10 protein-coding genes are annotated in these 13,689 nt (G+C 73.1%); 5 read left to right on the top strand and 5 right to left on the bottom strand.

Features of this window, described 5'->3' with window-relative positions:
- Window positions 1-422 precede the first annotated feature (422 nt).
- The 3 genes from greA to WMF43_RS21335 all read right to left on the bottom strand — a co-directional run bounded on the left by greA (window position 423) and on the right by WMF43_RS21335 (window position 2,188).
- On the bottom strand, window positions 423-899 hold the full coding sequence (gene greA / locus WMF43_RS21325) for a transcription elongation factor GreA (RefSeq protein ID WP_437682813.1): 477 nt from the start codon (window positions 897-899) through the stop codon (window positions 423-425).
- A gap of 102 nt (window positions 900-1,001) precedes the next feature.
- Window positions 1,002-1,334 carry a hypothetical protein gene (locus WMF43_RS21330; protein WP_437682814.1) on the bottom strand — a complete coding sequence of 111 codons (333 nt, stop codon included), beginning with the start codon at window positions 1,332-1,334 and terminating at the stop codon, window positions 1,002-1,004.
- Window positions 1,331-2,188, bottom strand: a complete 858-nt coding sequence (locus WMF43_RS21335) for an outer membrane protein assembly factor BamD (RefSeq protein ID WP_437682816.1) — start codon at window positions 2,186-2,188, stop codon at window positions 1,331-1,333. Before WMF43_RS21335 ends, WMF43_RS21330 begins: the two co-directional genes overlap by 4 nt.
- A 95-nt stretch (window positions 2,189-2,283) precedes the next feature.
- On the opposite strand from WMF43_RS21335, the gene WMF43_RS21340 reads away from it, so the two are divergent.
- Complete coding sequence (locus tag WMF43_RS21340) at window positions 2,284-3,813, top strand: sigma-54-dependent transcriptional regulator (protein WP_437682818.1); 1,530 nt, start codon at window positions 2,284-2,286, stop codon at window positions 3,811-3,813.
- A gap of 46 nt (window positions 3,814-3,859) precedes the next feature.
- On the opposite strand, the gene WMF43_RS21345 is transcribed toward WMF43_RS21340, so the two are convergent.
- A complete protein-coding gene (locus tag WMF43_RS21345) occupies window positions 3,860-5,395 on the bottom strand; it encodes an ATP-binding protein (RefSeq protein ID WP_437682820.1) in 1,536 nt (511 codons plus the stop codon).
- Window positions 5,396-5,653: 258 nt separating this feature from the next.
- On the opposite strand from WMF43_RS21345, the gene WMF43_RS21350 reads away from it, so the two are divergent.
- From WMF43_RS21350 to WMF43_RS21365, 4 genes are all read left to right on the top strand, one after another.
- Complete coding sequence (locus WMF43_RS21350) at window positions 5,654-6,304, top strand: transaldolase family protein (protein WP_437682822.1); 651 nt, start codon at window positions 5,654-5,656, stop codon at window positions 6,302-6,304.
- 6 nt (window positions 6,305-6,310) lie between these two features.
- Window positions 6,311-7,879: a methyltransferase domain-containing protein gene (locus WMF43_RS21355; protein ID WP_437682824.1), complete on the top strand. Its 1,569-nt coding sequence runs from the start codon at window positions 6,311-6,313 to the stop codon at window positions 7,877-7,879.
- A 142-nt stretch (window positions 7,880-8,021) separates the two neighbouring features.
- Window positions 8,022-9,017 (top strand): hypothetical protein, encoded by a 996-nt coding sequence (locus tag WMF43_RS21360; RefSeq protein WP_437682826.1) that lies wholly within the window; start codon window positions 8,022-8,024, stop codon window positions 9,015-9,017.
- Window positions 9,018-9,120: 103 nt separating this feature from the next.
- Entirely contained in the window at window positions 9,121-13,296 is a 4,176-nt protein-coding gene (locus tag WMF43_RS21365; RefSeq protein WP_437682828.1) for a hypothetical protein, read from the top strand.
- A 141-nt stretch (window positions 13,297-13,437) separates the two neighbouring features.
- On the opposite strand, the gene WMF43_RS21370 is transcribed toward WMF43_RS21365, so the two are convergent.
- A complete protein-coding gene (locus tag WMF43_RS21370; protein WP_437682830.1) occupies window positions 13,438-13,686 on the bottom strand; it encodes a hypothetical protein in 249 nt (82 codons plus the stop codon).
- Between the last annotated feature and the right edge of the window lie 3 nt (window positions 13,687-13,689).

Here is a 13,689-nt window from a genome sequence, read left to right on the forward strand (position 1 = left end):
CAGCTTCCGCGGGGCCGCCTCGGCGCTGCCGCTCGCGAACGTGGCGCGGCTCGGCGCGGGCGCGGGCGTGGACGGCCGCGACGGCCCGGTCTGCGGGCGCGGAGCGGCCGGCGCCCGGTGCCCCAGCGCCCCCTGCGCCGAGCCGCCCGCGAGCGCCTCCGCAGCGGCGGCCGTGTCGGGGCGGCTCCCCAGGGCGGCTCGCCCGGAAGCCGCGGGCGGCCCCGGAGGCCGGCCGGTCGACGACGCGGGCGCCCCCGGAGGCCGGCTGGGCGCCCCAGGAGGCCGGCTGGGCGCCCCAGGAGGCCGGCCGGAGGGCGCAGGCGGCCCCGCAGGCCGGCCGGTCGACGACACGGGCGCCCCCGGAGGCCGGCCAGAGCCCCCATGGCCCCGCGGGCGCATCGGAGCGGGCCCGTTGCGATCGGTCATGCGTAGGAGACTTCGAGGATCTCGTAGGTGCGCGGCCCCGCCGGCATCATCACGCGGACTTCGTCGCCGACCTCATGGCCCAGCAGCGCGCGCGCGAGCGGCGAGGCGATGGAGATGCGCCCGACCTTGAGGTCGGCCTCCTCGGGCCCGACGATCTGGAAGCTCTGCTCCTCGCCCGAGTCCACGTTCGCGAGCTTGAGCTTGGCGCCGAACTGGACCTTGCTGCCGCTCAGCTTCGACGGATCGATCACCTCGGCGCGCGAGAGCGTCTGCTCGAGGAACGTGATCCGGGCCACGATCATGCCCTGCCGCTCCTTGGCGGCGTGGTACTCGGCGTTCTCGGAGAGGTCGCCGTGCTCGCGGGCCGTCCCGATGTCCTTGACGACCTGAGGTAGATCGACCTCCTTCAGTCGTCGCATCTCTTCGCGGAGCCTCGCTTGCCCCTCGGGCGTCATCGGTACTTTCTCGGACATGGTGGGACGCTTTTAGCATGGGTCGCGGCCGGGAGACGACGGCGGCAGAACCCCTCTCCGGGCGAACGACGGCGGACGTCCGAGCGGCAGCGCGCCCCCGGCCTACCCGCGCCAGCGCACGATCTTCCGCGGCGGCCGCCGCGCGTGCGCGTCCGCCGCCTTGGTCGCGCTCCTGACGAGGGCCGCCGCGGTCCGGGCGAGATCCTCGGAGCGCGGCCCGCCGTGCGGGACGGCCGCGGCGTCGACCGTCGCCGTGGCCGCGCCGGTCGCCTCGGCGACCCGCACCTCGACCGGGATATCCGCGTCGGGGAGCCGCACGAGGCCGCGGTAGACGACCTCGCCCGGCGCGCGCCCCTCGCCCGGCGCGCCCTCGTCGGCGGCCTGCTCCAGCACGTAGCGGGCGCCGGAGGACGGCCGCCCAACGGCCTGCGTCACGGCTGCGGCCCCGAAGGCGCAACGCCCGACGCCGCCCGGGCGGCCGCGGCGGGCCGGGCAGGGCCGAGCTCGTCGAGGAACTTCTGCGCGACCACCGCGAACGGCCCGCCCCAGTCCCGGATGACCGACGTGAACACCGCGCGCGCCTCGTCCGGCTTCTTCATCTTGAGGAGCGTCTCGCCCTTGAGGACGAGCGCCTCCGGGTCGAGCCCGGAGTTCGGGAAGTTCTTGAGCGCGTAGTCGATCCGCGCGAGGACCGCGTCGAACGAGTCCCGCTTGAGGTAGTAGCGCGCCACGTAGAGCTCGTGGCGGACCAGCCGCCCGGTCACGACCTCGAGCATGAAGGCCACGTCCTCGCGGTAGCGGCTGCGCGGGAACTGGCGCAGGAACGTCCGGAGCTCCTTGGCGGCGTCGATCGTGATCGCCTGATCCCGCTCCTCGGCGGGCGGCAGGAACACGGTGTCGTCGATGTCGAGGTAGAGCGCCTTCGCCATCCTGTACTTCGCGTACTCGACGTTCCGGTCCGTCCGATGCTCCTGGATGAACGCGCGGTACTCCGAGATGGCCTCCGCGTACTTGCCCTGCTCGAAATCGAGATCGGCGACCCGGAGATCGGCCAGCCGGGCGTAGCGGCTGTACGCGAAGCGCCGCTTCACCTCGGTGAAGAGCGCGCGCGCGTCCTCCCAGTCCTTGGCCCGGTAGGCGGCCATCGCCTCGTTGTAGGCGGCGCGCGCGTCCTCGGTGTACGTGAGCGTGGCCGTGCGGCCGTTGTTCAGCTCGAAGTCGCAGCCCGCGAGCCCGATGGGGGCGGCGAGGCACCCGGCGAGGGCGAGGACGGCGGCGGAGGGTCTCATCGAGCAGGCCTCGTAGTCAATCCGGCGCCCGCGCGCCAGGCCTTCCGCCGCGGGCCGGCGCGTCGCGCGCCGCCATGCCTTAGTATGGTCGCTCCATGCCCGCCTCGACTCCGGCGTCTCCTCCCGCGGCCCCCGCCCCGTCCCTGCACCCGGGCGGCGCCGCCTCGCCCACGCTCCTCGTCGTGGACGACGAGCGCAACATCCGCCGCACCCTCGCGCTCGTGCTGCAGGGCGAGGGCTACCAGGTCGTCGAGGCGCCGAGCGCCGAGGCGGCGCTGGAGCTGCTCGCGCACGGCGACAGCCCCGTCGACCTCGCCCTCGTCGACCTGCTCCTGCCCGGGATGAACGGGCTCGACCTGCTCCAGCGCGTGCGCCAGGACGACGCGACCCGCGCGCTGCCCGTCATCGTCATCAGCGGCCACGCGACCGTCAACGACGCCGTGAAGGCCGTGAAGCTCGGCGCCTGCGACTTCTTCGAGAAGCCGCTCAACCGCGAGCGCGTCCTCGTGGGCGTCAAGAACGCCCTGCAGAACTCGCGGCTCGCGCGGGAGGTCGAGGACCTCAAGGCGCAGGTGCAGTCGCGCTACGAGATGATCGGCCAGAGCGCCGCGATGCAGCGGCTGTTCAAGGAGATCGATCGCGTCGCGCCGACGAAGGCGAGCGTGCTCATCACGGGCGAGAGCGGGACCGGCAAGGAGCTGATCAGCCGCGCCATCCACCGGCTGTCGCCGCGGGCGCGCGGTCCCTTCGTCCGGGTCAACTGCGCCGCGATCCCTCGCGAGCTCATCGAGAGCGAGCTCTTCGGCCACGAGCGGGGCGCGTTCACCGGGGCGAGCGGGCCGAAGCGGGGGTTCTTCGAGCAGGCGCACGGCGGCACGTTGTTCCTCGACGAGATCGGCGACATGGACCTCGCCGCCCAGGCGAAGGTGCTGCGCGCCCTGCAGTCGGGCGAGATCTGCCGCGTGGGCAGCGAGCACAGCCGGCACGTCGACGTCCGCGTGCTCGCCGCGACGAACAAGGATCTCTCGCGCGAGGTCGCGGCGCTCAGGTTCCGCGAGGACCTCTTCTTCCGCCTGGCGGTGTTCCCCATCAAGAGCCCCGCGCTGCGCGATCGCATGGAGGACCTGCGCGCGCTCGCCGACGCGTTCATCGCGGCGTTCTGCAACGAGAACGGCCTGAAGCAGAAGGCGATCGATCCCGTCGTCTACGCCGCGCTCGAGCGCCGCAGCTGGCCGGGCAACGTGCGCGAGCTCAAGAACGTGATCGAGCGCGCCGCGATCCTCTCCAGCGACGTGGTCACGATCGCCGATCTCCCCGAGGATCCGCACGAGAACCCGTTCGAGGACGACGCGCAGGGGGCCGCCGGGGAGGGCTCGATCGCGCCGCCGCCCCTGCCCGGAGGCGCGGCCGAGCCGCCCGTCGTGGGCGCGGCCCGCCACGAGCCGGAGCGCCCCCGCCTCACGCTGCGCGAGTTCCGCGATCGCGCCGAGCGCGGCTACATCGTCGAGGTGCTGGCCAGCCTCGACTGGAACATCTCGCGCGCGGCCGTGGTGCTGGGCGTCGAGCGCACGAACCTGCACAAGAAGATCCGCGCCTACGGCATCAAGCGGGGCGAGGCGCCGTAGCGCCGGCGGCCCGCGCGCGGTCAGGCCGCGGCCCGGCGCGCGCCCGTCACGCGGGCCCGCCGAGGGCCTTGCGGACGGCGCGGAGGAGCGACTCGGCCGTGAACGGCTTCTCGAGCACGGCGGCCGCGGGCGCGCCGGCGCCGAGCGCGTCGCCCGTGTAGCCCGACATGAGGAGCACCCGCATCTCCGGCCGCTGCTTCACGAGGCGCTCGGCGAGCTCCTTGCCGCTCATCTCGGGCATGAGCACGTCGGTGAGCAGGAGGTCGATGCCCCCGCGCTGCTCCTCGCAGACGCGCAGCGCCTCGCGCGGGCCGCGCGCCGTCAGCGTCGTGTAGCCGTGCTGCGAGAGGATGCGGGACGCGAGCGCGACCACCGCGCCCTCGTCGTCGGTGACCAGCACCGTCCCGCCGAGGGCGCCGCGCGGCGCGGCGAGGGACGCGCGCGCGCGCCGCGCCGACGCCGGCCGCGCCGAGACCGGCAGGTAGATCTCGACGCGCGTGCCCTCGCCGGGCTGGGACGCGAGCTCGATGTGGCCGCGCCACTGCTTGACGATGCCGTACACGGTGGCGAGCCCGAGGCCCGTCCCCTTCCCCCTCGGCTTCGTCGTGAAGAACGGCTCGAAGGCGCGCGTCCGCACGTCGTCGCTCATCCCGGTGCCGGTGTCGCTCACGGCGAGGCGCGCGTACCTGCCCGGCGGGATCGCGGGGTGCGCGTCGTGCAGGCCGCCCGCCGCGCCGACGCGGACGGCGCGCGCCTCGATCGACAGCCGGCCGCCGGCCTCCATCGCGTCGCGCGCGTTCAGCGCGAGGTTCATGACCACCTGCTCGAGCTGCCCCGCGTCCGCCAGCACCCGGCAGCTCGAGGGCCCGAGCGCGATCGCGAGCTCGATCGCGCCGCCCAGGGCCGCGCGCAGGGCGCCGTCCATCCCCCGCACGACGTCGCGGAGATCGAGCACGACCGGCTGCGCCAGGCCCCGCCGGCTCACCGTGAGCAGCTGCTTCGTCAGCGACGCCGCCCGCTGCGCGGCGCGCTTGATCTCGGCGAGATCCTTCTGCACGGGGCTCTGCTCGTCGAGCTCCTCCATCACGAGGCTCGTGTAGTTCAGGATGATCGCGAGCAGGTTGTTGTAATCATGGGCGATCCCGCCCGCGAGCCGCCCGACCGCCTCCATCTTCTGCGCCTGGCGGAGCCCCTCCGAGAGCTCGTGCCGGCGCTCGGCGGAGCTGCGCGACATGGAGAGGTCGACCATCGCCCCGACCACGACGCGCGCGCCGCGCGCCTCGGCGAGCGCCTCGGTCCGCATCACCCGCACGGTCGAGCCGTCCCGGCGCGTGAGGAAGCTCTCGATCGCGGTGGTCGAGGGCGGCTTCGATCCGGCGCCGCCCGCGACGCACCCGCCGAGGGTGAGCTCGATCGACGCGAGCGCCTCGTCCCGCGAGGCGTAGCCGAGCAGCCCGGCGAGCGCGTCGTTGCAGTCGACGAGGCGGCCGTCGAGCGACGCGACGTAGAGGCCCGCGGGCGAGGAGGCCGCGAGCAGCGGGCTGTGCTCCACCGGGTCTCTCGAGGATCGTCCGCTGCTCATCGGCGCGCCGCCCGTGCGTGGCCTGCCCGCAGGGACCGCGGGTGCGGAGCCCCTCCGTGCAGGGCGGGCCCGCGGGTGCGGGTCCCCAGGCAGAACTAGAGCGCGGAGTCCCCTCGCTCGCAACGTCGTTCGCGCGGGCGGGCCGCGATCACGGCGGGCGCGGCGGCGCACCGGGGACGGTTTTCTCCTTCTCGATCGCGCCGATCTGGCCTAGACCCTCGCCGCCAGGGCTCTGTCGAGCCCTGAGGAGCGCGCCGCATGTTCTTCCTCGACAGCTCGAACCCGGCCGAGATCAAGGAGCTGTTCTCCTGGGGCGTGCTCGCCGGGGTGACCACGAACCCGCTCATCCTCTCGCGCGACGCGGGCTGCGTCGACCTCGAGCGGCGCATCCGCGAGGTGCTCGCGGCGTCGGCCGGGCCCGTGTCGGTCGAGCTCACGCGCGAAACCGAGGCGGAGATGCTCGACGAGGCCCGCGCCTACCACGCGTGGGCGCCGGAGCGGATCTGCGTCAAGGTGCCGTTCAGCGACGTCGGCCTCAAGGTGACGCACGCCCTCGCGAAGCGCGGCGTGCGCACCAACGTCACGTGCGTGATGAGCTTCAACCAGGCGTACCTCGCGGCGCTCGCGGGCGGCGCGTACGTGTCGATCTTCAGCGGGCGCATCCGCGACATGGGCTACGGCGCGGCGCCCGTCATCGAGCGCACGCGCGCGCGGCTCGATCGCGAGCGGCTGCCGGCGGAGATCATCGTCGGATCGATCCGGCACCTCATGGACGTGAACGAGGCGCTCGACGCGGGCGCGCACGTCGTGACGGTCCCGCCCGCGATCCTGCGGAGCATGCTCCACAATCCGAAGACCGAGGAGACGATCCGCGAATTCAACGCCGCCTGGGAGAAGCGTGCTAAGTAGCCGCGCGTGAACGCCGAGCCCGGCAGCGCGCGAGGAGAAGGGGACGCTCTGGCTGACGCTCTGACCGACGTGCAGGGCGCGCCCGCCCCCGGAGACGACGAGGGCCCCCGCGCGCCGCGCCGCGCCGTGGCGGAGGGCGCCGCCGGGCGCAAGTACGTGGTCGAGGAGGTGAACCGCGCGCTTGTCTCCGCCGCCGGACGGCCGCGGACGGTGCTCGACGTCGGTTGCGGGATCGGGCTCAACGGGGCCGCCCTGAAGCGCGCCGGCGCGCGCGTGACCGGGATCGAGGTCGCGCCCGCGTCGCTCGCGCGCGCCCGGTCGGCGCTCGACGAGGTCGTCGCCGCCGACATCACGAGCGACGCCGCCGTGCGCGAGGCGCTCGGGGACCGGCGCTTCGACCTGATCCTGTTCGCCGACGTCCTCGAGCACACGGCCGATCCGCTGGCCGCGCTCCGCCGCTTCCTGCCCCACCTCGAGGAGGACGGGCACGTCATCGTCTCGCTCCCGAACGTCGCGGCCTGGCCGGTGCGCCTCGGCCTGCTCGCCGGCCGGTTCGACTACGCGCCGAGCGGCATCCTCGACGACTCGCACCTGCGCTTCTTCACCCGCGCGTCGGCGATCCAGCTCGTCGAGCGCGCCGGGCTCGAGGTGCTCCGGGTCGAGCAGAACCCGATGATCGTGCGCGCCGCCAAGGACCTCATCCTGCGCGGCCTCGACCCGGGCGGCGACCCGACCGACCTCGCGCGCTCCCTCCCTTACAAGGCGTACCACGCGCTCGTCCGCCCGCTCGAGGACGTGATCGCCGACCGCGCGCCCGGCCTGCTCGCGTTCCAGCACGTGATCGTCGCGAGGAGGCCCCCGCGCCCCCGCCGGATGCAGCTCACCGTCGGCATGCTCACGATGGATGAAGAGGAGAGCGTCGGCGCCATGATCGGCGAGATCAGGCGGGTCGCGCCGGACGCGGAGATCCTCTGCGTCGACAGCTCCACGCGGGACCGGACGCCCGAGATCGCGGCCCGCCTCGGCGCGCGCGTGCTCCGGCAGGTGCCGCCGCGCGGCCACGGCCCGGCCATGGAGCTCCTCATGTACAGCGCCGCCGCCCGGAGCGAGCTGCTCATCTACCTCGACTGCGATTTCACCTACCCCGCCGACAACATCCCGGTGCTCCGGCGGGCCGTCGAGGAGGAGGGCGCCGACGTGGTGAACTGCGCGCGCACCCGCACGCGGCCCGCGGCCATGCCCGTCCCGAACTACGTCGCCAACCGCGCCTTCGCGGCCATGGCGCACGCGATGCACGGCATCCCCACCTGCGATGTCCACAGCGGTATGCGCGCCTACCGCTGCTCGGTGATTCGCGCGTTCGACTTCGACGGAGAGGGGGACGCGCTGCCGATCGACACGCTGCTCTTCCCTGCAAAGTGCGGCTATCGCGTGGTGGAGATGCCCATCGACTACAACGAGCGCGTCGGCACGTCGAAGCTGCGCAAGCTGGCTGGCACGGTCTGGACGATGATTCGCCTCGTGCGCGCGCTCCCCGTGGGCGCGCGGCTCGGCGAGCGCTACGAGCGCCGCTGAGCGTCACCCCGGCGCCACGACAGCGCCACCGGAACGAGCGGTGACGACACGGCGCGACGCGGCGCGGCGTCGCCGCTCCTGCGTGGTCATCCCATGACGGTCGCCTATACTCGGCGCCCTTCAACTCATGAGGAGGCAGCCGATGCGGTATCTGAATGGTATTTATGTACTAGGTGTATTCGCGCTGACCGGCGCCGCCGCCGCGGCGGGCTGCGGGGGCGACGACGCGGGCGCGACGAGCTCGAACCCGTCCGGGACCGGCAGCGGAGGCGGCGGCGGCGGCGACGACTGCGCGCTGACCAACCCGATCTGCACGGCCGTCGCCTCCGACTGCATCGCCGTCCACGACAACAAGGGCTCGACCAAGTTCGGGCTGCGCATGGGGCAGCTCACGATCACGAAGCCCCAGGTGCTCGCGGCCGGCTTCGTCGCCAGCCTCGTCGCCGAGGGGGTAACGATGAATTTGCCCCAGTGTTACCTGAACGGCACCGGGACCTTCTCCTGGCTGCTCGAGTTCGACACGGAGGCCGGCAAGCTGCGCACCGGCGGCGCCCTGCCCACGGACGACCCGCGCGCGGGCTACTGCTTCGCCAACATGACCGTCGGCGAGTTCGAGATCGCGCCGACGGAGATCGACGCCGCCCTCACGGACGGGGCGTGGAGCGGCGAGGTCGAGCGCCTCAACGTGCCGATCTTCATGGACGCCGACGCGGAGCCGATCGTCCTGCCGCTGCACCGGGTGCGGCTCTCCGACGCGACGGTGTCGGCGGACAACAACTGCATCGGGCGGCGCAACGTGCTCGACCGGACCACCCTCTGCGCCCCCGACGAGGAACACCCCGCGTTCACCAACGGCGGCAAGCTCTCCGCGTTCATCACGCTGGAGGAGGTCGACAAGGTGATCCTCCCGAGCGTCAACCAGAGCCTCTGTGTCGTGCTCTCGGGCAAGATCGGAGAATTCGGCAACGGTGAGACGCCGAATACCTGTAAGCGGGACGAGAACGGCCAGATCGTGCTGAAGGGCGACTGGTGCAGCGCGACGAACTCGCCGGCGACGGAGGACTGCGCAGACGCCTATGCGCTCGGCGCCGAGTATGCCGCGAGCGGCGTCGAGATCACGGGGCTCTGCGCGCAGTAGCGCTTGCGGGGCGCTCTCCGGAGAGCGTACGATCTGTCGTGGCGCTCTGAGGCCCGCGCCCGCGGGCCCTGCGCTGCGGGTCGCGCTCTTCGGAGGATTCCTTATGCCCCGCGTCATCAAGCATCTCTCCGCCCTCGTGCTTCTCCTTGTCGTCGCCGGGTGCGCCGCGTCGGGCGGCGGCTGCGCCGGTTGCGGAATGACCCCCCTCCCCGCCGGCTTCAAGCCCGCGGATCGCATCGAGAATGCAGGCTCGGCCCGGCTCACGGCGTCGGGCCTCGAGTTCCTCGAGCAGAACCTGGGGGTGCTCGGGCGCGCGCTGCTCGGCGGCGGGGACAGCGGAGTCATCACCTTCCCCATCCCCTCGTCCTCGGGCTCGGCGCTGTTCAGCTACACGATCTGTCCGGGCGGCCCCGACGCGGACGCGAGCCCGCCGCGCTGTACGGCGGAGATCGACGTGGGGAGCGCGGCGCTGCAGATCGAGCCGACGAGCCCGCATCACCTGCGAATCTCGGGGCCTCTGCCGGTACGGCTCCAGAACCTCCCGATCCGGATCAATTTCCTCATCGACGACAGCACGGTCATCGCCACCCTCAACGGCAACAACGCCTGCCCGCCCGAGGAGCAGACCTTCACCAACATCGACCTCACCGTCGACCTGTCGATCGAGATCGACACCGACCCGCAGCACTCGCGGCAGGGCTACTCGCGCGTCAAGATCGACCGCCTCGACATCGGCGAGGACCAGATCGAGTCGCGGCTGCACCTCGACTGCGGCGATTCGGCCGCCGGGGAGGTCCTCGAGTTCCTGAGCCCGATCGTCCTCCCCCTCCTGACCGGCTCGCTCTCGGACACGCTGCGGGCGCAGCTCGACCAGCAGCTCTGCCAGAAGGCCGATCCGACGCTGGATCCGGCCTGCCCCGACGGCACGAGCGACGTCGACGGCGTCTGCCGTTACGGCGCGCAGCCGAGCGACGACTGCGCCTCGGTCCTGCTCGGCGTCGAGGGCCACCTCGATCTCGGCCGGCTGCTCGCGAGCCTCTCGCCGGGCGCCCAGGGCGGGTTCGACCTCCTGCTCGCGGGCGGCGGCGCAGGCAAACGGGACGACAACTCGAACTTCGCGTGGGGCGATATCAACCCCATCGACGGCGGGCTCACCCTCGGCCTCTACGGCGGCGCCGAGCCGGTGCCCACGTCGAAATGTGTGCCGCTGTCCGACCTGCCTTTGCCGACGGGCATCCCGATTCCCGATGAGCTCGTCGCCAACACGGTCTCCGGCTGGCCGGACGACGTCCCCGGCCCGCACATCGGCCTCGCGATCTCCGAGCGGTTCGCGAATTACGCTATGAACGGCCTCTACAACAGCGGACTGTTGTGCCTGGGGGTCACCACGGAGACGGTGCCTTTCCTCAACTCCGGCACCCTGGGGCTCCTGGCCTCGTCGATGAAGGACCTCACGCTGCAGCATGAGCCGCAGCAGGTCGCGCTCGTCATCCGCCCGCAGCAGCCGCCCCGGGTGACGTTCGGCAACGGCACGGACGCCTCGGACGATCCGCTGATCCGCGTCGAGCTCGACCGGGCGAGCTTCGATTTCTACGTGTGGTCGCTGGACCGGTTCATCCGGTTCATGACGGCGACGTTCGATCTCGACGTGCCCGTGAACCTCACGGTCACGCCCGAGGGGCTCACGCCGGTGATCGAGACGATCGGGGTCGAGAACGGCCAGGTGACGAACAACGGGCTGCTCCGGGAGAACCCCAAGACCATCGCGTCGTCGCTGGGCGGCCTCATCAGCGGCCAGGTCGGCCAGCTGCTCGGCGGCGGCATTCCGGCGATCGATCTGAACGGGCCGCTCGCGGGGCTCGGGCTCTCGCTGGTCCTCCCCGAGTCGAGCTCCGGCGCGGGCTCCCCCGGCCTGCGGAAGCTCACGAAGGGGGACGAGAACTACCTCGGCATCTTCGCGGCGTTCGGCACGGGGGCCGATCGGCGAGGGCTGCGGAGCGAGACCGAGGCCGAGCTGACCCAGAAGCAGGTGCAGGCCGAGGGGCTCCGCCTTTCGACCATGACGCCCGACAACGGGCCCACGGCCCGGCTCGTGATGCGCTCGCCGCTCGACGACGGCACCCGGATCATGGAGTACTCGTACCGCGTCGACAGCGGCGTGTGGCGCCCGTTCACGCGCGAGCGCATCGTCGACCTGCGCGACGACTGGCTGCGGCTCCCGGGGCGCCACGTGATCTCGGTGCGGTCGCGGATCGCGGGCGATCCGCTGTCGCTCGATCCCACGCCGGCGGCGGTGGAGATGGTGGTCGACGTCGACCCGCCGGTCATCACGGTCGGCGCGGCGGCGGACGGCCGGGTGCCGCTCGAGGTGCACGATCGCGTCTCGGACGCGGCGCGCGCGCAGGTGCGCGTGCGGCTCGACGGCGGGGCGTGGTCACCCTGGGCGACGGCGGCGGAGAGGACGGCGGTGGAGGTCGGCGAGGCCGCCGAGATCGAGGTCGAAGCCGTGGACGAGGAGGGCAACGTCGGCACGGCGCGGCAGGCGATCGTCCGCGGGCGGGTCCCGGTCGATCCGTCCGCCGGCTGCGGCTGCGCCGTGGTCGGCGCCTCGTCGGGCGGCAGCGGCGGCAGCGGCGGCAGCCCGCCGGCGGTCGCCCTCTGGCTCGGCCTCGGCGCCGCGGCCGTCGCCCTGCGGCTCGCGCAGCGCGGCGGCGGCCGGGGCGAGCGGCGCGACGGCGGCGGCGGCGCGCGGCGCACGGCGCCCGCCCGGGCCGCGGGGAGGCGCGCGCGGGGCGCGCTCGCGGGCGCCGCGGTCGTCGTGTTGTTCGGCGCGCACGCCGGCTGCTCGTGCGGCGACGATCCGACCGTGGAGAAGCCGGCGTGTGTGGCGCCCGACTGCATGACGCTGGAGCACGGGCTCATCGGGGCGTACACGTCGGTCGCGGTCGACGCCGACAAGAGCACGGTCTGGGTCGCGGGTTACGCCGAGGCCGACTGGCGCAACGCGTTCCAGTGGGGCGACCTCGTGGTCGGCACGTGGGACGGCGAGGCGGTCGCGTGGGAAGCGATCGACGGCGTGCCCGCGGAGCCCGAGGTCGATCCCGAGCGGTTCGACGTGGAGGGGTTCCGGGGAGGCCAGACCGATCCCGGCGACGACGTCGGCCTCTGGACCTCCATCGCGATCGGTCCGGAAGGCGAGCCGGCGGTGGCCTACTACGACCGGACGAACCGCGGGCTGAAGTTCGCGCAGAAGCAGGGCGACGCGTGGGCCGTGAGCTCCGTGCAGCGGGCGCCGAACAGCGACATCGGCCGGTACGCGAAGCTGCTCTTCGTGAAGGGGCTGCCCGTCATCGCCTACCTGGCGATCGAGCCGGGCGAGGACGGGGCGGTCACGTCGAGCGTCCGGCTCGCGACGGGCGGGAGCGCCACGCCCGCGCAGGGCGCGTGGCGCTTCGAGGACGTCGTGAAGGACGAGGCGACGCCGTGCCGCGAGTTCCTCTGCGGCGGGGGGACGAAGTGCATCCGGACGACGGGGCGCTGCGCGACGCCGCTGGCGGACGACGCGTGCACGCCGGCGTGCGGCACCGACCAGGCGTGCTTCGACCAGGAGGGCGCGCCAGTGTGCGCGGGGCTCTCGGCCGGGAACCGGACCGAGACCTACCCCGAGGCGATCGGCAACTACATCGCGATGGCGCCGGACGCCGCGGGCGGGTTCGGGCTGGCGTTCTACGATCGGCTCCACGGCAACGTGGTGATCGCGGCGAAGCGGATGGGGCAGTGGGAGACCCGCATCGTGGACGGGGAGGCGCCGGACGGGACGGACAAGGGCGACGTCGGGATGGGGACCTCGCTGTTCATCGATCGCGCGGGAGACTGGCACCTCGCCTACGCGGACGGGCTCGCCGAGGGGCTGCGGTACACGCGGGTGAAGGGCGGCACCGAGGTCGGGGCGCCCGAGGTCGCGGACGACGGGCTCGGCATCGAGGGGGTCCGGTTCGAGGACGGGCAGCACCTCGTGGGCGACGACGCGAACGTGTTCGTCACGGCGGGCGGCGAGGTGCGCATCAGCTACCAGGACGCGACGAGCGGGACGCTGCGGCTCGCGATCGGGACCAGGAGCGGCGACGGCCACAGCTGGCTCGTGCAGGCGATCGAGCAGGAAGGGTTCGCAGGGGCGTTCTCGCGGATCCTCGAGGTGGACGGGCGGCTGCTGATCGCGAACTGGTGGCGCGTGGGGGGGCAGACCACGGCGGGGGACGTCGCGATCGTGGAGCCGTGACGTGGATCCGGGGGGGCCCGGATGTGGGGCTCACACGAGGGCTCATCGCCCGCGCCATGGGCTGTCGTCATCGAATTGGGGCGTAAACAATCGCCCGTCACCCGCGCCGCGCTCCCTCCGTCGATGGGGGAGCGCGCGCGATCAGGCGCTCATGGAGGCAGAGCGGACCTCCGCCGTCGCCGGGCCGCTCACGCGCGCGCGCTCGATCGCAACGAGCTCCAGGAGCTCCTGCCGGGTCGCCTGGCCGCTGTCGAGCAGCGCGCGCATGGTGCCGTCCACGTAGCCCTGCGTGCGCGCCAGGCGAGGAGCGCTCTCGCCGCCCTCCCGCGCCGCCAGCATCTCGTGCAGCATCCGCCTGAGCTCCGCCATCGTCTCGGTCTTCGAGCGCATCGC

Origin of the sequence: Sorangium sp. So ce131 (genome assembly GCF_051519095.1) — a bacterium.
In the GTDB taxonomy this organism is placed as follows: domain Bacteria; phylum Myxococcota_A; class Polyangia; order Polyangiales; family Polyangiaceae; genus Sorangium.

Coding starts and splice junctions, on each gene's coding strand:
- greA (WP_437682813.1), bottom strand. CDS start 899: ATGTCCGAGAAAGTACCGATGACGCCCGAGGGGCAAGCGAGGCTCCGC.
- WMF43_RS21335 (WP_437682816.1), bottom strand. CDS start 2,188: ATGAGACCCTCCGCCGCCGTCCTCGCCCTCGCCGGGTGCCTCGCCGCC.
- WMF43_RS21340 (WP_437682818.1), top strand. CDS start 2,284: ATGCCCGCCTCGACTCCGGCGTCTCCTCCCGCGGCCCCCGCCCCGTCC.
- WMF43_RS21345 (WP_437682820.1), bottom strand. CDS start 5,395: ATGAGCAGCGGACGATCCTCGAGAGACCCGGTGGAGCACAGCCCGCTG.
- WMF43_RS21350 (WP_437682822.1), top strand. CDS start 5,654: ATGTTCTTCCTCGACAGCTCGAACCCGGCCGAGATCAAGGAGCTGTTC.
- WMF43_RS21360 (WP_437682826.1), top strand. CDS start 8,022: ATGCGGTATCTGAATGGTATTTATGTACTAGGTGTATTCGCGCTGACC.
- WMF43_RS21365 (WP_437682828.1), top strand. CDS start 9,121: ATGCCCCGCGTCATCAAGCATCTCTCCGCCCTCGTGCTTCTCCTTGTC.
- WMF43_RS21370 (WP_437682830.1), bottom strand. CDS start 13,686: ATGCGCTCGAAGACCGAGACGATGGCGGAGCTCAGGCGGATGCTGCAC.